This is a genomic window from Virgibacillus halodenitrificans JCM 12304 (genome assembly GCF_001310895.1).
GTDB classification, from domain to species: Bacteria; Bacillota; Bacilli; order Bacillales; family Amphibacillaceae; genus Virgibacillus_Q; species Virgibacillus_Q halodenitrificans.
In genome coordinates, this window is record NZ_BAZS01000014.1 from 26,190 (window position 1) to 45,164 (window position 18,975).

Genomic DNA, 18,975 nt, shown 5'->3' on the forward strand with positions numbered 1-18,975 from the left:
AAATGAATGTTATTGATACGCACTGTGATGCGCTGGTTAAGATGCAGATTGCGAAACGAGAAAGAAACCAACTAGTAAGTTATAAGCATTCAGAGCAATTAACTACAAATTTAATGGAGTTGCAAAAGGGAAAGGTAATCGTACAGTTTTTTGCAATTTTTATTAAGCCTTATGTACCGACAGAAAGAAAATGGGAATATGCGTTGGAACAGATAGAAATTTTTCATTCAGAAATCATTGGAAAGAATCCAAGCATGAAGCACATTAAGCATTGGCAGGACATTGATAAATTAAGGGAAGGGGAAATTGGTGCCATTTTAACGTTGGAGGGTGCGGAGCCGATAGGAAATGAACTGGAAAAATTAGAGTATCTGTACCGCGCTGGCATTCTATTAATTGGTTTAACATGGAATCATGCGAATCTCTGTGGCGATGGTGCTGGAGTACCTAATGCAGGCGGTTTAACTTCATTTGGTAAAGAGGTTATTAAGCATAATAATAAGCACGGTGTTTTTACAGATGTGTCCCATGCTTCCATAAATGGCTTTTGGGATACAGTGGAAATTGCGGACTACTTAATTGCCAGTCATTCTAATGTACGTAGTCTATGTGATCACCCTCGGAACCTGAATGATGATCAAATTAAAAGTATGCTAGATAATAATGGTCTGATCCATGTTGTCTACAATCCGCCTTTTATACATAAAAAGAATGTCGTCAAAATTTCGGATTTAATTAAACATATTGATTATATCTGTGCATTAGGCGGCGTTAAGAATATAGGTTTCGGTTCAGACTTTGATGGAATAAAAACGTTTGTGAGTAACTTGGAAAGAGCATCACATTACCAAAATTTAATAAATGAATTATTAAAGTATTATTCTGAAGATGAAGTAAAAGGGTTTGCATATCAAAACTTTTTACATAACCGACCACGAAACTTCCATACTACGATGAGTGATTAATTTTAAAGTAAATGAGGTGTTTGATTTGCAAAGTGAATTAACTGATTATTTAAAAATAAATGGGGTTAGTCAACTTAAAAAAGTACCAAATAGTAACAAAATAACCTATGTACATAGGAAAAGTGGCTTACCTCAATTATATGAATTTGATTTAAAAACACGTAAGGAACGTCCCTTTGTACGTACAGATGGGAGAGTATTATCAGCGCATCATTCAACTAATGGGGAATATTCGATTATCGAGGTCGACTATAAAGGAAACGAAAAAAAGCAGATATTTCTATATAAAAGAGATACGCAAAGCTTAGAAAGACTAGCATACTCTCTTGAATACTTGCATCATTTTGGCAGTTTCTCTCCAGATGGTACAAAAATAATATATACAACGTATCAGGAAAATGATGTAGATAGTAAGGTCTATCTGATTGATTTAACAACGAGGGAAAAGGAACTGATCGTTACATGGGACGGTTCATGTAACGTTGTAAAATGGTTGAAAAATGGAAAGGATATGGTGATTCAAGTACAAGAAACCAATTTGGATACGTCTTACTGGATTCTAAATATAGAAGATCTATCCAAAAGAAGACTTGGTTCTATGGATGAAGTAGCACGTTATCAATCCATTGTATTTACAAAGGAGCAGAAGGAAGGTTATTTACTTTCCGATAGTAATAGTGAATTTATGCAAGTATGTCAATTCTCGTTGAACAACCATCAAAAAATAAGCCCATGCATTACATCTATTCCATGGGATATAGAAGAGGTAAAACTATCATTGGATGAAACGAAGTTGGCGTTAAGTGTAAATGAAGGCGGGACTTCAACGATCTACATGTATCATGTTGCTGATTCCAGCCTAGAAGAAATCACGGATTTACCCATGGGCGTGAAATCCAATATAAGTTGGCTTACGAATGACTCTTTCTTATTTCTTTTAAAAGGACCACAGGTACCAGGTGAGGTGTATACCTACCATATTTCACAGTGTAATGTAAGTAGAATAACCGATGTTGGTTATTTGGATGCATCTAAGGTAAGGAGATATAACCCAACGATGTATACGTTTCCGTCCTTTGATGGGGTGGAAGTTCCCTATTTTTATTATGCAAAGCATGCCAATCCAACAAGTGCGTTAATTTATGTCCATGGTGGACCTGAGAATTTATCCAGAGTGGACTTTAATCCCGTTTTACAAGCATTGGTAGATGCGGGAGTTGCTGTAATCGTCCCTAATATAAGAGGGAGCAAGGGATTTGGGAGAACCTATCTAGAGCTTGATGATCGTAGAAAGCGTTTGGATGCCGCAAAAGATATAGAAGCGCTAGCATGGTAGCCTTTGAAAAACATGGGATTGATCAAAGTAAATTGGGAATTATGGGAAGAAGCTATGGTGGATTTATAGTAAATACGGTTAGTGCGTATTACCCGCATTTATGGGCTGCGGCAGTTTCAATTGTTGGCATCTCTCATATTGGCACCTTTCTAGAGAAAACGGGATCCTACAGAAGGCGATCAAGGGAACATGAATATGGTTTTTTGTCTGAAGATATCGATTTCTTCGATGAAATATCTCCAATAAATCATGTGGAAAAGGTGAATGCGCCTTTACTTTTATGCCATGGTCGACATGACAGTCGCGTAGCGGTAGAAGAGTCCATCCAATTTCAAGAAAAATTAACGGATTTAGGTAAGGAAGTATCGATCATTATTTCTGAAGAAGATGGGCATCAAATGGGAGGGGCAACTTGTCACATAAATAGTTATGTATCAATGCAAACGAAAATAGTTGAATTTTTAGATCAGCACTTAAATGATTAGCGTATATTATTCAAAAAAGGAGGGGCGTTATGTACATTATAAGGCGTATCTTAACTATGCTTTTAACGGTATGGGTAATAGCAACATTAACATTTATTATGATGAAGCTGATTCCAGGGGATCCGTTTTCTACAGAGGAAGGGGCATTGCCCGAAGAAGCTCTGGCAAATCTATATGCGAAATACGGTTTAGATGACCCACTGCCCATTCAATATCTTACATATATGAAAAATCTAGTAACCTTTGATCTTGGACTGTCTATGGAAGGTAGTGGAAGGTCCGTAAATGAGATTATTGCGTCCGGAATTGGGGCGTCAGCGACACTTGGATTAATAACATTAGTAGTCGCCTTAGTCTTCGGAATAACCTTAGGTATTTTAGCTGCTTTATACCATAATAGTGTCTTTGATTATACAGCGATGGTAATCGCAACAGTAGGAATATCTATACCTAACTTTATTCTAGCCCCATTATTAATGAAATTTTTAGCAGTTGATCTTCAATTGTTCCCAGTTGCCAATTGGGGTACCTGGCAGCATACCGTACTGCCATCTTTAGCTTTGGCGTCTGGACCATTGGCAATTATAGCTCGTTTTGTACGGTCAAGTATGCTTGATGTTATGAATCAGGATTATATGAAAACTGCAGATGCTAAAGGGTTACCAACGTATCGTATCGTTGTTTTGCATGGTATTCGAAATGCCATATTACCGGTCATATCATTTATTGGACCGTTATTTGTTTCTCTAATTACAGGTACTTTAGTTATTGAACGTATTTTCTCTATACCTGGAATTGGAAGGTACTTTGTGGATAGCATTTTTAATCGGGATTACACGGTAATTATGGGGACAACCATTTTCTATAGCCTTATATTAGTTGTTGTTTTGTTCTTAATTGACGTTTCCTATCGATTTATCGATCCACGGATTACTTTAACTAGTAAAGGAGGATCATAGATGAGTAGGGAAGCAAGAGAACTATTATTTAAACCGGTTAATAAAAAAGAGAGCCTTTCTGAGCAAATCATCCGTCCAAGCTTACCAATTTGGAAGGAAACTGCTATTAATATTTTAAAAAATAAATTAGCTTTATTTGGATTAGTTTTAATTCTTATCATCACTTTCTTTGCAATTGCTGGTCCAGCAATGGTTCCGTATTCTGCTTCTGAACAGGAGCTTACAAAGAATAACCTTGCACCTTCAAGTGAACATTGGTTTGGGACAGATGATTTAGGACGCGATGTATGGGCACGTACATGGCAAGGTGCCCGGGTTTCTTTAACCATCGGCCTGGTTGCAGCTTTATTAGATTTGATTATCGGTGTAACTGTAGGTGGTATCTCTGGGTACATGGCAGGAAAAGGGAAAAGAGGCGACCGCATAGATAGTATATTAATGCGTATCGTTGAAGTACTATACGGCATTCCATATTTACTTGTAGTTATATTGTTAATGGTAATTATGGAACCAGGGATCATAACTATTATTATCGCTTTATCAGCTACTGGATGGGTAGGTATGGCAAGAATAGTACGCGGGCAAATCTTACAATTAAAATCACAAGACTATGTACTCGCAGCGGAAAAGTTAGGAAGTAGCCATGCGAAAATAATTGGGAAGCATTTAATACCAAATACGATGGGGATTATTATTGTAAATCTTACCTTCTCCGTCCCATCTGCGATATTTTCGGAATCGTTCTTAAGCTTCTTGGGCCTCGGTGTACAGGCCCCTTTTGCAAGCTGGGGAACGATGGCAAACGACGCATTGGGAGTGGTTATTGGGGGGCAATGGTGGAGGCTGTTTTTTCCTGCTCTTATGATATCCATAACAATGTTTGCATTTAATGCTTTTGGTGACGGCTTACAAGATGCTTTAGATCCGAAAGTACGCAAAAAGGGAGGTAAATAGTGGCATGTCTTTATTAAAGGTCAATAATTTAAAAGTTAATTTTAAAACATATGGAGGTACGATCAGAGCTGTAAGAAATGTTTCTTTTGAAGTTGATTATGGAGAAACCGTAGCAATTGTTGGCGAAAGCGGAAGTGGTAAAAGTGTAACCGTCCAAGCAATTATGGGACTAATAAAAAAACCGGCGGGTGAGATAGAGAAAGGAAATATTCTTTTTAAAGGAAAAGAACTATTGCAATTATCTCAAAAGCAGCTACGGGAAATAAAAGGAAAGCAAATTAGCATGGTTTTTCAAGATTCCATGACATCCTTAAACCCAACAATGAAGGTTGGAAAACAAATTTCAGAAGTTTTACTTTACCATCAACATGTTTCAAAGCAAGAAGCAAAAGCAAGAGCTATTGAGATGATTAAAGAAGTTGGTATTCCCAATGCCGAAAGAAGGTATGAACAATATCCACATGAATTCAGTGGAGGCATGCGGCAACGAATAATGATTGCAATAGCGCTTGCTTGTAATCCTGATTTGCTCATTGCTGATGAGCCAACCACAGCCTTGGATGTAACGATACAAGCACAAGTACTTGGGTTATTGGAAGGTATTAAAGAGAATAAAAATACGTCCATTATTTTAATAACACATGATTTAGGCGTGGTTGCGGAGAGTGCGGACAAGGTGATTGTCATGTATGGGGGGATGATGGTAGAGAAGTGCAGTGTGCAAGAATTATTTTCTAATCCTAACCACCCGTACACTTGGGGCTTATTGGAATCAATTCCTAACGTATCCAATAAAGACAAAGAGAGGCTAAAGCCAATTGAAGGCTCGCCACCAGATTTATTTTCACCACCTAAAGGTTGTCCATTTGCTCCTCGATGTAAGTACGCCATGGATATATGTATGGAAGAAGTTCCTCGTCTCTATGATGTAGCAGATGGTCATTCCTCAAGATGTTTTCTAAACGACGAAATGGCTCCGAATATAGCGACGTTTTCAGAAGTGGAGGAGCGTGTATGAACCAAGAAATTATTAAAACTACCAATGTAAAAAAACACTATGCCATAGGTAAGCAGCAAGTTGTTCGTTCCGTAGATGGTATTTCAATTGATATTTATCAGGGAGAAACATTCGGATTAGTTGGTGAGAGTGGAAGTGGGAAATCAACCTTTGGAAAAACCATCGCAGGATTGACAAACCCTACAGACGGTAGTGTGTACTATGAGGGGAATAATGTAAATAATTTATCTAAAAAAGAGCGCCATCGAATTAACCGTGAAATTCAAATTATTTTTCAAGATCCGCAAGCTTCTTTAAATCCTCGAATGCAGGTAGGAGACATAATTGCTGAAGGTATCGATGCACATGGTTTAGCAAAAGGAAAAGCAAGAAAAGAGAGAATATATGATTTGTTGGAAAGAGTAGGATTGAATCCGGATGTCGTCAAGCGTTATCCACATGAATTCAGTGGAGGGCAGAGACAACGGATTGGAATAGCAAGAACACTAGCAGTTCAGCCTAAATTTATTGTGGCAGATGAGCCTATATCTGCCTTAGATGTTTCAATTCAAGCGCAGGTTCTAAACCTACTAAATGATTTAAAGGATTCAGAGGATCTAACCTATCTATTTATCGCTCATGATTTAAGTATGGTTAAGCATATTAGTGATCGAATCGGAGTTATGTATTTAGGAAATATGATGGAGTTAGCACGAAGTGAGCAATTATTTGATAATCCGAAACATCCGTATACACAAGCTCTCTTATCAGCCATACCTGTACCGGATCCAACTCTTTCAAAAAGAGACAGAATAGTTTTACAAGGGGAACCACCAAGCCCAGTCAATCCTCCAAGTGGATGTAAATTCAGAACAAGGTGTCCGCATGCCATGGAAATATGTTCTTTAGAAGCTCCAATGTGGAAAGAAATACACGCTGATCATTGGACAGCATGTCACTTATATTCTTAGTTAAGCAAAGGAGAATGGATATGATGAAGAAATTAATAGCAATACTTATACTAACGGGAGTAATGATATTAGGGGCTTGTTCTGATAAGAGTGCAACGTCTTCAGAGCCACCTAAACAAGACCTTGTATTGAATTTAAGCTCTGAACCTTCCAGCTTGGATCCGGGAATTACTACTTCATTGAAGGATGGTTGGGTAATGGAGCACCTCTTTGAAGGATTATATACGCTTGATCAAGAAGGTGAAGTAGTACTGGGAGTTGCAGAAAAAGTAGATAAATCAACGGATGGTCTTGTTTACACGTTCACCATTAGAAAGGATGCCAAGTGGTCGGATGGTTCAGATGTAACTGCTCATGACTTTGAATATGCGTGGAAGAGAGCTTTAGACCCGAATGTAGGAGCGAGATACGCTTCCTTCTTGTATGTAATAAAAAATGCGGAAGCCTTTAATACAGGTAAAGCTAGTTTAGAAGAAGTAGGAGTGACAGCACTTGATGATAAAACATTGAAACTGACGCTTGAAGCACCCACTCCTTATCTAGAGAAGTTGATGACAATTACGACCTTTTACCCTGTAAAAAAAGAAGTAGTAGAGGCTAATGAAAACTGGACCCTCGATCCAAGCTTGTATGTTACAAACGGAGCTTTTCAACTAAACAAATGGGAGCACGATAGCCAGTTGGAATTAATAAAGAATAAGGAATATTATGCGAAGGATGAAGTTAGCCTGGAGAAGATTACGTTTAAGATGATTAATGATGCTACAACAGCCTATCAGATGTATGAAACAGGAGAGCTTGATTTTATTAGTACGATTCCAACTGATCAACTAGAAGCAGCAAAGCAAAAGCCAGAGTACATTGAATTTCCAACGTATTCGACAGCAATGTATCTATTTAATATTAGAAAAGAACCATTTAACAATCAAAAGGTACGAAAAGCATTTGCGATGGGAATTGACCGAAAGGCCTTAGTTGAGAATGTTGGGAAAATAGGAGAAACCCCTGCCTTTGCAATGGTTCCCCCTGGTGCAGAGACACCAGAAGGTGATTTTCGAGAAGTCGGTGGAAACTATTTTGAAGAAGATTATGAAGAAGCTAAGAAGTTAATAGCAGAAGCAATGGAAGAAGAAGGCTGGTCAACGTTTCCTAAAGTAGAATTGATTTATAGTACGTCTGAAAATAATAAAAGATATTCGGAAGCCATTCAGGAGATGTTGAAAAAGAATTTAGATATTGATATCCAATTAGGCACGCAAGAATGGAGCTCGTATTTAGATACGCTTGGAAGAAAGGATTATCAGATGGCTAGAATGGCTCAGTCAGGCGTTTATATTGATCCAGCTGTAAACTTGGAATATTTCTTAGGATCTGGTACAAATAACCGCACCGGTTGGATAAATGAGAATTACGATCAATTATTAAAAAAAGCTAGGGTAGAGCAGGATGAGACCAAACGTTATGAACTATTACATCAAGCAGAGGAAATATTAATGGAGGATTTACCTTTTATGCCGTATTACTTCCTCTCATCCAATTATTTAGCATCACCTGAAATTAAAGGAATTGTTTATTACAATCACCAACCACCCGTTTTTAAATGGGCAAAAAAGTAATTTGTAGATTAATGTATTGTAGATAATTCATTCATATCTTGGGAGGGAAGCAAATGGTTAAAAAAAGAATAGCTATTTTATTTATATTAGTAGCTTTAATGATGGCTGCATGTTCTGAAAATGAGAATAAATCAGAGGCGGAAGGTTCCAAAGGACAAGAGCTTGTATTAAATGCTGGCTCTGAACCGGCTAGTCTTGATCCGGCAATGAATACGTCCGTTACTTCCGGTTGGATATTGGATCATATGTATGAGGGCTTATATACACGTGATCAAAATGGTGATATTCAATTGGGTATTGCTGAAGATGTTGACGTGTCAGATGATGGTACCGTATATACATTTAGTATTAAAGAGAATGCAAAATGGTCTGATGGAACAGATGTAACTGCTGAGGATTTTAAATATTCCTGGGAAAGGGTTTTAAATCCAAATACTGGCGCAAGATTTGCCTATTATCTATTTGTTATAAAGAATGCAGAAGCATACAACAAAGGCGAAGCGGATATAGAAGACGTCGGAATAGAAGTAATTAATGATAAAACGTTAGAAGTTACACTTGAGTCTCCTACAGCATTTCTCGATAGTCTGATGACAATTTGGACTTTTTATCCTGTGAAAAAAGATATCGTAGAAAAGGATGAGAATTGGACGCTGGATGCAGAAAATTTCGTTACAAATGGTGCTTTTTATATGACGGATTGGGAGCATGATAACAAAATTGTGTTAACTAAAAATGATAATTATTATAGTAAGGAAGAAGTGAACCTAAATAAAATTACGTTCGAAATGGTAGATGATGCAACAACTGCTTATCAGTTATATCAAACAGGAGATCTTGATTTTATCAGTGCTATACCTACGGATCAATTGGCAGCAGTAAAGGATAGTGATGAATATAATGAATTCCCTTATTATTCAACAGCAATGTATATCTTTAATGTAAACAAAGAGCCTTTTACGAACCAAAAGGTTAGACAGGCGTTTTCTATGGCAGTAGATAGAAAATCCTTAGTTGAGAATGTCGGACAAACTGGTGAAGCACCTGCTTTTGCAATGGTACCACCAGGCGCTGATACACCTGACGGGGATTTTCGAGAGGTTGGCGGAGATTACTTTAAAGAAGACAATACAAAAGCAAAGGCCTTAATAGCGGAAGCCATGGATGAAGAAGGGTGGTCTGAATTTCCTGAAGTCACGTTAATGTTCAGTACTTCTGATAATAATAAGCGCTACGCAGAAGCTGTTCAGGAAATGGTAAAGCAAAATCTAAATATAGATCTAAAACTAGCCAATCAGGAATGGAATACGTATTTAGATACATTAGGACGTGGCGATTATCAAATGGGAAGAATGTCGTGGACGGGTCTCTATATTGATCCAGCTGTAAACTTAGAATACTATTTAGGCACTAGTACAAATAATCGAACAGGCTGGGTGAATAAGGAGTATGATCAGTTATTAAAGGATGCTCAAGTGGAACAGGATATTACAAAACGCTATGAACTCTTACATGATGCAGAAGAAATATTAATGACGGATGCGCCATTTATGCCATTGTACTTTTTGACCAATAATTATTTAACATCTTCTAAAGTAGATCATGTTGCTTTTTATGAAAATAGACGACCTGTATTTAAATGGGCAAGTATAAAAGAAAACGAATAATTAAAATATCTGGAGCCAATAAAACGATACCTTCGTTGTTTGGCTCCTTAGGTGTGGTGTATTTTGAAGACGCATTTTTTAATTATACTAACTTGGATTTCCATTGTTATCTTCACAAAGGACACGCTATTACTAATAGAAATTGCATTTTTAGTGGGACTTATTTCAATCGTAATTTTAGCAGTTATGTTCTTAGTGAATAGTGAACTTTTCCATCTGTTTTTTAAGGGGTTTTGGATAATAGGGAAATACATAACTCCCGAAAATAGAGGATTAAATCGAACGAATGAGCTAATTAAAAAGGATCAGTCGTTTCAAAGATTTAAAGAAAATCTTCAGCAGCACTTTCGTAAAATGTTGATATGGACAGGTATTTATTCCATTACTGTATCGATTTTGTTCACAGCGCTTTTGGTTTAATCGTAAATTTGTGTTAAACAGTGAAGTGAAAGATAATCCATCCTTTTTAGGATATAAATAGGAAGCGAAGTGATCTGTTACGCTTGGTGAGAAAACGGTTGGAATGAGCATGAATAGTATAGTAGAAAGGTGGATGTATAATGTCAGAAACTGAAACTGAAATTTTTAATTATATTAAAAAGATCAGAAGAGAGATCCACCAGTATCCAGAGCTAAGTGGTGAGGAACGAAATACAGCAGACATTGTAAAAAGAGAATTGGCAGCGTTAAATATAAAATTTAAGGACGGCATTGCTGGTTATGGCATTTTGGGAGTAATTGAAACAGGGAAGGAGGGGCCAGTTATCGGTGTTCGCGCCGATATGGACGCACTACCTATACAGGAAAAAGTAAATGTTCCGTATAAATCTAAAATTGACGGGAAAATGCATGCTTGTGGGCATGATGCGCATACTGCAATGCTTTTAGGTACAGCTAAATACTTACTTTCTAACAGAACCAGATTAAATGGTACGATTTTATTAATATTTCAACCGTCTGAAGAAAATGCTCCAATTGGAGGAGCGAAACCCATGCTGGATGCTGGGCTATTTGAAAGTTATAAACCTGATATTATTTTAGCGCAACACGTTTGGCCAAGCTTGCCGGTTGGGCAATTTGGAGTGAAAGCAGGCCCAATTATGGGAGCATCGGACCGCTTTGAAATAACGGTCAAAGGAAAAGGTGGGCATGCAAGTATGCCGCATCAAGCTGTTGATACGATTGTAGTGTTACAACAATTGATATCTGCTTTTCAAACGATTATAAGCAGGAATGTGGATCCTTTTAAAAATGCTGTAATAACCTTAGGCAAAGTAGACGCAGGATACAGACATAATGCGATTGCAGATAGGGCGAATATAGAAGGTACTGTGCGCACGATGGATGCATACACGAAGGGGCTTATTAAAAAGAGGATGGAAAAGGTAATTTATCACTTATGCCAAGCGATGGATTGCGAGTATGAATTTAATTATATTGATGGTTATCCCGTTACCCAAAATTACAAAAAAATGTCTGACTTTGCCAAAAGTGCCATCATAAAGCAGTTTGGAGAGGGGAGTTGTCCAGAAATTGAACCATCTTTAGCAGGAGAAGACTTTTCCCGGTTTCTGGAGAAGTATAAGGGAGTATACTTTTGGCTGGGCGCAGGGAGAAAAGACGGGAATGCCAGGCCATTACATGATCCCGCATTTGAAATAGACGAAGAGGCACTTAAGTATGGGTATGAGGCAATGGTTAATATTATTTTTGATTATTGTTCTGCATTCGCTTCTTCTAACGATTTGGTTGTTTCTGGTGCTAATAAGCATAAAACAAAAAGATAAAAATTCTCCTAGTTAGAGTGAAGGCCTGTTACTTTACGAATTTTGCCGAAATGAAATCGATAATATTAGGGTATAGGATATATTTAACTCTATGATGGGGAAATAAAGTTTACTAAGAAGATATAGATGCCAGATACTAATCAGTGTCTGGCTTTTATTATTAAAGTAGTGAAAACATATAAAGACACAGCTTAAATCATGCAAATCAGTTAATAAAAACTTGGGGCATGATAGCTTCATAAATCGTTACAATACAATCCAATTGAGTTCATTAATAATCCCTACTATTTTCATAGGAATAATTATGTTATCATAGATAATAAAATTTTTGAACAATGGGGTGGGAGAATGGCTGAGCATTCAAAGAAAGGTTCTGATACATTTATTTCTAGAATATTAAACAAAGTGGAATGGTTAGGAAATAGATTGCCAGATCCGTTTATGCTGTTTGCGAGTCTGGCGATTCTTGTTATCTTGTTCTCCTGGATTATTGCTTCTTTTGATGTCACATTTTTGCAGCCAGGAGAAGAGAAGCCGGTTGCCATTAAGAGTCTTGTTTCAGCAGAGGGTATTCAATACATGCTGATATCCATGCTGGAGAATTTTGTAGGGTTCAAACCACTAGGCATTGTGTTGGCAATCATGCTGGGAATCGGTCTTGCTGATAAGGTAGGGTTAATCGAAACATTTATAAAAAGCACGATTCTAAAAGCACCGAAAGGCTGATTACCTATGCCGTTATTTTCATCGGTATTCTTGGCAATCTAGCCGCGGACGCAGCTTTCGTAATTATTCCTCCATTAGCAGCAATGGTTTTCTATAATGTTGGCAGACATCCTTTAGCAGGACTTGCCGCAGGATTTGCTGGTGTAGGTTCCGGGTTCACTGCAAATATTATTGTAAGTAATACAGATGCCGTGCTGTCCGGGATATCAGCGGAAGTGATGGGGACTCTTGATACCGCGGTAACTGTAACACCTGTGGATAACTATTATTTCATGCTTGTATCTGTCATTCTATTATCAGTTACGGGTGCTTTGATAACGGAAAAAATCGTCGAACCTCGCCTTGGGAAATATGAGGGAGATCTGCAAAAAGATTTCGAGCCTGTTCAATCGATAGAAAAAAGAGGCCTAAGAAATGCAGCCTTCGCGGCATTAGCGTATATCGGATTGTTGCTCATCGTTATTTTCTGGCCGGATTCGCCGCTTCGAAATGAAAATGGAGGGATGGTTCCTTCGCCATTTCTAAAAGGAATTGTGCCAATCATCATGCTCTTTTTCATCACGGTGGGTATTGCCTATGGAATAACGACGAAAAAGATTACGAGCTCGAAATCGATTCCTGCATTTATGGGGGAGGCAATGAAAGACCTTTCCGGCTTTATTGTCCTAATTTTTGCTGCAGCTCAATTTATTGCTTATTTTGAATGGACAAATATTGGGACATGGCTTGCGGTTAGTGGAGCATCTTTTCTTGAGAACGCAGGAATAACTGGGATTGGAGTAGTAATTGCATTTGTGTTACTAACCGCAGGATTGAATTTAATTATCTTTAGCGGTTCAGCACAATGGGCATTGGAGTCACCAATCTTCTTAAAGATGTTTTACTTCTTAGATTATCATCCGGCATTTATCCAAGCAGCCTATCGTATTGCCGATTCATCAACAAACATTATTACACCGATGAATCCGTACTTTGTTATCGTGCTTGCATTCATGAAGGAATATGACAAAAAAGCAGGGATCGGTACATTGATTGCATTAATGCTTCCATATGGCTTGATCTTCCTTCTCGTATGGATTCTGTTACTTCTGGTATTTGTATTTCTGGGAATACCTTTTGGCCCGGGGATTGGAGTTCATTTAGGGTGAGGAAAGCAAAATGATCACATATTAAAAATGAAAGAAGTACAGTAACTTTTAGGTTGCTGTACTTCTTCTATCGTAATCTATAGCCACTATTTAAATATATAAAAAGTCTTTATCTTTTGATCGACTTTTTACCTGATAATAACTCATCGATCAAGCGTCCAATATCGATGGCGATTTTTTTTCTTTTTGCTAGCTGAACACATATAATGTTAGAGGCAACTCCTGCCGCCACCAATGCAACATCAAAGTCATAGTCTTTGGTTTTTTCCAGGACGGATGGATGTGAATCAAACCCGGGTACTGGAATCGACCCAACAATATTTGTGTAACCCTCATTTTTAAAGTATTGTTCTGCCTCACTCATTAGGTTTCCAATCAGAAGAACTTTATGATTAGTAAGAAGTTCATTGTAAATTGGTGTGTTATTAAGTCGATAACCAATTGCTGATGTAGTTAAAAGCATTTTTTTCAATGGCCATTTATGATGTGTAGCCAGCTGATTAAATAAACCCTGGTAAGTTGGATATCTAGCGATAGGTATTCCTACTGCATCAGCTTCTAATACGTTATTTGTCAGTAACTCTCTGACATCGTGATTTGGAATTGTAATACCGGTGTGAAGAAGGGGGTAGTGACCTTTGGGGCTGTGCTTCAGTAACTCAGGATATACAAACCGCGGATTTTTAATCAGTTCTTTTGTCGGCAGTAGTAGATCGTGTGCCATTGCAATCATTTCGCCATCACCTAAACTAATTACTGAGAATCCTTGGCTTAGCTCGATAGACTTTCGTATTTCTTCTGCGATGATATCTGGTTTTTGTACTGGAATAATCTCTTTTTCTAATGATTTTATACCAGCTTCTATTATGTCTTGAATGTTATGTGGAAGAAAGCTGTGTTCTCCAAGTTGATTTCGCACATATACATCCCCACCCTGATACATAGATTCCACAGCGTTACCTTCTTGCCCCTGAACATCTGCGTAACCCATTTTTTTAAGTCTTAGCCATTCTTTCCGTGAAGGTTTTTGCACAAAAAAATACCTCCTTTATAATCTGTTTTGTTCGTTTACAAGTTTCATTGTTGCTTCTTTACTTTTTCTTGCTGATCGATATCGTGCATGTAGCAATTTATTATCTTGATAATACGGATTGCCACTTGCGGACTTACCACGTGAATGCCACAAATGATAGATGTCTTTATCTAAACGTACATACTTACCAAAGACGGCATTCATTGCGTGAACAAATGCTTCATCTTCGCCTCCCCATCCACAAAACCTTTCATCAAATCCGTTAATTGTCTCAAAGCACGTTCTTGTTACTATATTAATACCTCCTTTTTTCTTTTTGTTTGGAGTATGTGCATCAACGTTTATGGATATTGGCCATGCCGGGTCCGTTTCTACTAATTTCTTTGTACTATTTTTACTCAGATAATGAATTCTATGATATGGGATGACCCAAGGATGTTCTTTTAGTAAATCAATTGCCTCTGTAATAAGATTTGGATCATAAAAAATATCGGAATCCGCTATTACATAAATGTTTCGAGTTGCCTGTTTTGCTGCATGGTTTATTGCCTTTGCTTTAGAAAATAAATCGGATTTGCAACGCCCCTCTCCAATACATATTTCGACTTCCGGCATCATTTTTTCGTAAAATTTAATTAGCCAATTAAATCCCTCTTGTCTATGCTTATCATCAGTCATATATGGAATGAGAACAGAAACCTCTTTCAATTTAATCAACTCCGCTTATAGTTTATTAGTTTTCTAATCGCTTCCTTATCTCCTTTATTATCTCTATAGTGTTTAGTAAGCGTTTTATTAGAGTAGTAGTTTGGGTTTCCCTTTCTTTTCAATGTAGGATGATGTAAATGAAATATTTCACCTCCCAATCGTTGATACTTTCCACATAAAGTGTTAACTGCTATCCCAAAAGCATCATCTTCACCGCCCCATCCGCAAAAACGTTCATCAAATCCACCTGCTAATTCAAAGTTTTTCCTGGGAATAACATTTAACCCACCGACCCTTGCTTGTTTTATGATAGTAGAGTCAGTAATTTCTCCGTGAACAGGCCACGCAGGATCTTCGCTTAGTATTTTCTTAGTAGTGTTCTCACTTAATTTATGAATCTTATAATAAGGTATGATCCATTCATATTCACTTAAAGCTGCCAAAGAATTTTCAATTATTTTTGGATCATAATATATATCCGTATCAGCTATAATAAATATATCTTTTGTAGCTTTCTTCGCCGCATTATTTATTGCCTTGGAACGAGAGAATAAGTTATCTTGACAAGTACCTTCACCAATACAAAGTTCTGCATCTGGCATCATTATCTTATAAAACGAAGTCACCCATTCAAAGATACGATCTCTTGGTCCACGATCTGATTTATAAGGAAATAACACAGAAACATTCTTCAATTGAATCGCCCCCATTTTTCAGGATAATTTATTTTATGATAATTAATGTAGGATGGTTGGACCCTTATTTTAGAAGGAAAGAAAACATTATGTGGGTCACTATCATCTTAACGCTTGGAAAAATCCTCAATAACCTTAATTATTCCCTTTTCTAATGATGTGGAAGGCTTCCACTTTAGATCGTTTAGAGCCTTTTTATTGAGTAGACAACTTCTTTCAATATCACCGGGTTGTTTAGGTCTGTAAGTACACTGTAACGTTTGATTCCCTTGTTCCCTAATAGTTTTAAATACCTTATTAATAGAGGTCTCCTGATTTGTTCCAATGTTATAAATATGGTTATTCCCATTGTTGATTGCTGCTATATTTGCATTAACGACATCCTCCACATAAATGAAGTCCCTTGTTTGCGTTCCGTCTCCGTATATAACTATATTTTGATTGTTTATAAATTGCTGTACGAATAAAGCAATTACACCAGCCTCTCCTTGCGTGTTCTGCCGTGGACCATATATATTTGCATACCGTAGAATTGTAAATTCCAATGGATAAAGGCGAGAGTATGCTTGAATGTATTGCTCAGAAGTTAGTTTGGATAATCCATAAAAGGACATGGGGGAAACTGTCTCTTGTTCACTAATTGGCAATTTTGCAGCTGGTCCATAAACGGCAGCAGAGGATGCATAGATGATTTTCTTTACATTATATTTCACACAACAATCTAGAAGGTTAATTGTTGCCATAACATTAATGCTACAGTCTTTTAAAGGGGCTTTCATGGAATTTTGGACAGAAACTTGTGCAGCTTGATGGATGACGACATCAGGTTTCTCAATTTGAAAGATTTGATCTAATTCCCGATTACGCAAATCCATAGGATAAAATCTAATACCTGGTTTAATATATTCATGTTTGCCTGTTGCTAAATTATCAACTACTACTACTTGATAATTCAATTCAGATAATTTATCCACTATATGTGAACCAACAAAACCAGCACCGCCTGTTACTAGGATTTTCATAGCTTTGACTCCTTCTTCATCTGTTTATTACTTAGAATATGTATTTATTAAAAAAATGAGAGGGCTTATAATGGTTCTTCTATAGAAATACATTAATCCTGAGTAGCAATGGCATTATATAAGCAATAATCATGCACCTTATTCGAATCTAGTTTTTTAGGATCTGTGTTGTCATAGTCACCTCTAAGGTAAGCGAATTTTGAAAAAAGATGATCGGTATGCCAACAATGGATATGAGGGTGGTGGTAGATACTGTTTGGTGAAGTACTTGGATGATCCAACTTATTTGGGGAAATAGATATGTTATCAACGTGATGGTTTACAGCTATATCTGAGGCATATAAGCTGCAGACACCATAGTACCAACTTGGCCATGCCCCCTTATTAATACTGAATTCCTTTAATAACAGATACTTGGTCAATTCAGTTGCAGTATCGGCTACTTTTAAAAGTAGTGAAGGCTTTCCATAATGAGTAGATCCGATATTAAAGCGACCTTGATGACGAAGGTTGAATTGGATGGAGATCTCTTTAATTCTGCTTTTTACTTCCTTCGTGCTTGCGTATGCTCCCTTTCCCACGGTATAGCCTGTCGGGTGGAAGCTATTCCATGCAGGTGTTAAAAATGTATCTACATCTGTTTTTAGAATCCAATCAAAATGAAGCAGAATAGAAGCTTCTTTTTTTGTAAGACAGGATAGGGAATAAATATAGGGGTACTCCCTATAAATAGCTGGGTCATCCTCCAACTGTACAGGTACCTTGATGCAATTCTCTGGCACCCATTTCATCACAGATGCTTCTCCAAAAACCACTAGTGAAGTATCGCTTGATTTAATATAATCAAAGGAAGCATATAGACATTTAAACAACTTTATTTGATCTGGTTTGGAATCCAAGAAAACGACCACAGCTCTTTTCATCTTAATCCACTCCTAAAAAGGAATTTGAAACTTTTCCATATACCAATCATCATCATACTTTCTTATTTGTTTATACCTTTTCCTTTGTTGCAATACATCACCAGATAGTACGCTTTCTTTAATTTTTTTAGAATCTGTATGTTTAATAAAGTTGAGACATTTTATGAGTCTTTCTTCGTTAAAATGCAAATAGGCCATACGTAAAAAGTTATAGTTAATGTCCTCCCAGGATAGTGGGAAGGGAGGTTCGTCTTCACGGAAGACATGCATAATAATTACATCCGGCTCCACATAGCATGAATATCCAAAGAGCCATAATTTTAAAGAGAGTTCTTCATCCTCATGTCCCCAAGTCTTAAAGCCATACTCAAAGCCACCTACCTGCTCAAAGGCGATTTTTGTTACTGCTAAACAGCCACCTGCAAGAAGTGGGACTGGTGAAAGCTCAGTCAAATCAGTATTCCATTTTGCCTCTAACCTCTCATTCCATTTATATCCATAACCTATTTGCTTTCGATTATATACATCCGAAATTCCTGGATTTATTGCATCGCAAATCTGCTTATTAATTGGCTCGATTAGTCTGTCAATCCAAAAATCCTGAAAGAATAAATGAGCATCGCAAAAAATTAAAATATCGCCTGTTGCGTTTCTGGCTCCTATATTTCGCGCCATGGCAGCACCCAGACCATTTGTTTGAATAAGAGTTGTTTGTTCATCAGCGTGAATAAAGTCACAGCAGCCATCATTTGAAAGATCATCAACGACAATTACCTCGTAACATATATTGGTTTTGCTTTGATAAAGAGACTTAAGTGTATTATAAACTGAAATACCTTCATTTTTTGCAGGTATAATAATTGAAACCAAATTAGTATTTGGATAATTAATTGTCAACACTCCCCTAGGTGATGTCTTATGTCTATACAAGTCATTTCTTTATTCATATGATGTAGTATATTTTATGTTCAAAAAAGGAGAGA

General features: G+C 37.2%; 17 protein-coding genes and 1 pseudogene. 12 read left to right on the forward strand and 6 right to left on the reverse strand.

What is annotated here, in order from left to right:
• Nucleotides 1-2 precede the first annotated feature (2 nt).
• The 12 genes and pseudogenes from JCM12304_RS09060 (at nucleotide 3) to JCM12304_RS09115 (ending at nucleotide 13,611) form a co-directional block, all read left to right on the forward strand.
• Complete coding sequence (locus JCM12304_RS09060; protein WP_060679897.1) at nucleotides 3-965, forward strand: dipeptidase; 963 nt, start codon at nucleotides 3-5, stop codon at nucleotides 963-965.
• Between the two features lie 25 nt (nucleotides 966-990).
• Nucleotides 991-2,301: a S9 family peptidase gene (locus JCM12304_RS09065; RefSeq protein WP_060679899.1), complete on the forward strand. Its 1,311-nt coding sequence runs from the start codon at nucleotides 991-993 to the stop codon at nucleotides 2,299-2,301.
• A complete protein-coding gene (locus tag JCM12304_RS09070) occupies nucleotides 2,295-2,786 on the forward strand; it encodes an alpha/beta hydrolase family protein (RefSeq protein ID WP_060679901.1) in 492 nt (163 codons plus the stop codon). Before JCM12304_RS09065 ends, JCM12304_RS09070 begins: the two co-directional genes overlap by 7 nt.
• Before the next feature lie 29 nt (nucleotides 2,787-2,815).
• Nucleotides 2,816-3,745, forward strand: a complete 930-nt coding sequence (locus tag JCM12304_RS09075) for an ABC transporter permease (protein WP_060679902.1) — start codon at nucleotides 2,816-2,818, stop codon at nucleotides 3,743-3,745.
• Nucleotides 3,746-4,699, forward strand: a complete 954-nt coding sequence (locus JCM12304_RS09080) for an ABC transporter permease (RefSeq protein WP_060679904.1) — start codon at nucleotides 3,746-3,748, stop codon at nucleotides 4,697-4,699.
• Between the two features lie 4 nt (nucleotides 4,700-4,703).
• Nucleotides 4,704-5,717, forward strand: coding sequence for an ABC transporter ATP-binding protein (locus JCM12304_RS09085; protein ID WP_060679906.1), 1,014 nt, complete (start codon nucleotides 4,704-4,706; stop codon nucleotides 5,715-5,717).
• Entirely contained in the window at nucleotides 5,714-6,667 is a 954-nt protein-coding gene (locus JCM12304_RS09090; RefSeq protein WP_060679908.1) for an ABC transporter ATP-binding protein, read from the forward strand. The genes JCM12304_RS09085 and JCM12304_RS09090 overlap by 4 nt, the downstream gene beginning before the upstream one ends.
• A gap of 23 nt (nucleotides 6,668-6,690) precedes the next feature.
• Entirely contained in the window at nucleotides 6,691-8,283 is a 1,593-nt protein-coding gene (locus tag JCM12304_RS09095) for a peptide ABC transporter substrate-binding protein (RefSeq protein WP_060679909.1), read from the forward strand.
• 53 nt (nucleotides 8,284-8,336) lie between these two features.
• Nucleotides 8,337-9,950 (forward strand): peptide ABC transporter substrate-binding protein, encoded by a 1,614-nt coding sequence (locus JCM12304_RS09100; protein WP_060679911.1) that lies wholly within the window; start codon nucleotides 8,337-8,339, stop codon nucleotides 9,948-9,950.
• A 63-nt stretch (nucleotides 9,951-10,013) separates the two neighbouring features.
• A complete protein-coding gene (locus JCM12304_RS09105) occupies nucleotides 10,014-10,370 on the forward strand; it encodes a DUF3899 domain-containing protein (RefSeq protein ID WP_060679913.1) in 357 nt (118 codons plus the stop codon).
• 140 nt (nucleotides 10,371-10,510) lie between these two features.
• Complete coding sequence (locus JCM12304_RS09110) at nucleotides 10,511-11,737, forward strand: M20 metallopeptidase family protein (RefSeq protein ID WP_082388020.1); 1,227 nt, start codon at nucleotides 10,511-10,513, stop codon at nucleotides 11,735-11,737.
• Between the two features lie 441 nt (nucleotides 11,738-12,178).
• Nucleotides 12,179-13,611 (forward strand): annotated as a pseudogene (locus tag JCM12304_RS09115) (AbgT family transporter).
• Nucleotides 13,612-13,720: 109 nt separating this feature from the next.
• Here the strand turns inward: JCM12304_RS09115 and JCM12304_RS09120 are convergent.
• From JCM12304_RS09120 to JCM12304_RS09145, 6 genes are all read right to left on the reverse strand, one after another.
• A complete protein-coding gene (locus JCM12304_RS09120) occupies nucleotides 13,721-14,644 on the reverse strand; it encodes a GT-D fold domain-containing protein (RefSeq protein WP_060679915.1) in 924 nt (307 codons plus the stop codon).
• A gap of 15 nt (nucleotides 14,645-14,659) precedes the next feature.
• Nucleotides 14,660-15,361: a galactosyltransferase-related protein gene (locus JCM12304_RS09125; protein WP_019375948.1), complete on the reverse strand. Its 702-nt coding sequence runs from the start codon at nucleotides 15,359-15,361 to the stop codon at nucleotides 14,660-14,662.
• Nucleotides 15,358-16,047, reverse strand: coding sequence for a galactosyltransferase-related protein (locus tag JCM12304_RS09130; RefSeq protein WP_060679917.1), 690 nt, complete (start codon nucleotides 16,045-16,047; stop codon nucleotides 15,358-15,360). The genes JCM12304_RS09125 and JCM12304_RS09130 overlap by 4 nt, the downstream gene beginning before the upstream one ends.
• Nucleotides 16,048-16,154: 107 nt before the next feature.
• Nucleotides 16,155-17,069, reverse strand: coding sequence for an NAD-dependent epimerase/dehydratase family protein (locus JCM12304_RS09135; RefSeq protein ID WP_060679919.1), 915 nt, complete (start codon nucleotides 17,067-17,069; stop codon nucleotides 16,155-16,157).
• A gap of 92 nt (nucleotides 17,070-17,161) precedes the next feature.
• Nucleotides 17,162-17,992 carry a DUF7164 domain-containing protein gene (locus JCM12304_RS09140; protein WP_060679921.1) on the reverse strand — a complete coding sequence of 277 codons (831 nt, stop codon included), beginning with the start codon at nucleotides 17,990-17,992 and terminating at the stop codon, nucleotides 17,162-17,164.
• Nucleotides 17,993-18,004: 12 nt separating this feature from the next.
• A complete protein-coding gene (locus tag JCM12304_RS09145) occupies nucleotides 18,005-18,889 on the reverse strand; it encodes a glycosyltransferase (RefSeq protein ID WP_060679924.1) in 885 nt (294 codons plus the stop codon).
• Nucleotides 18,890-18,975: the final 86 nt, after the last annotated feature.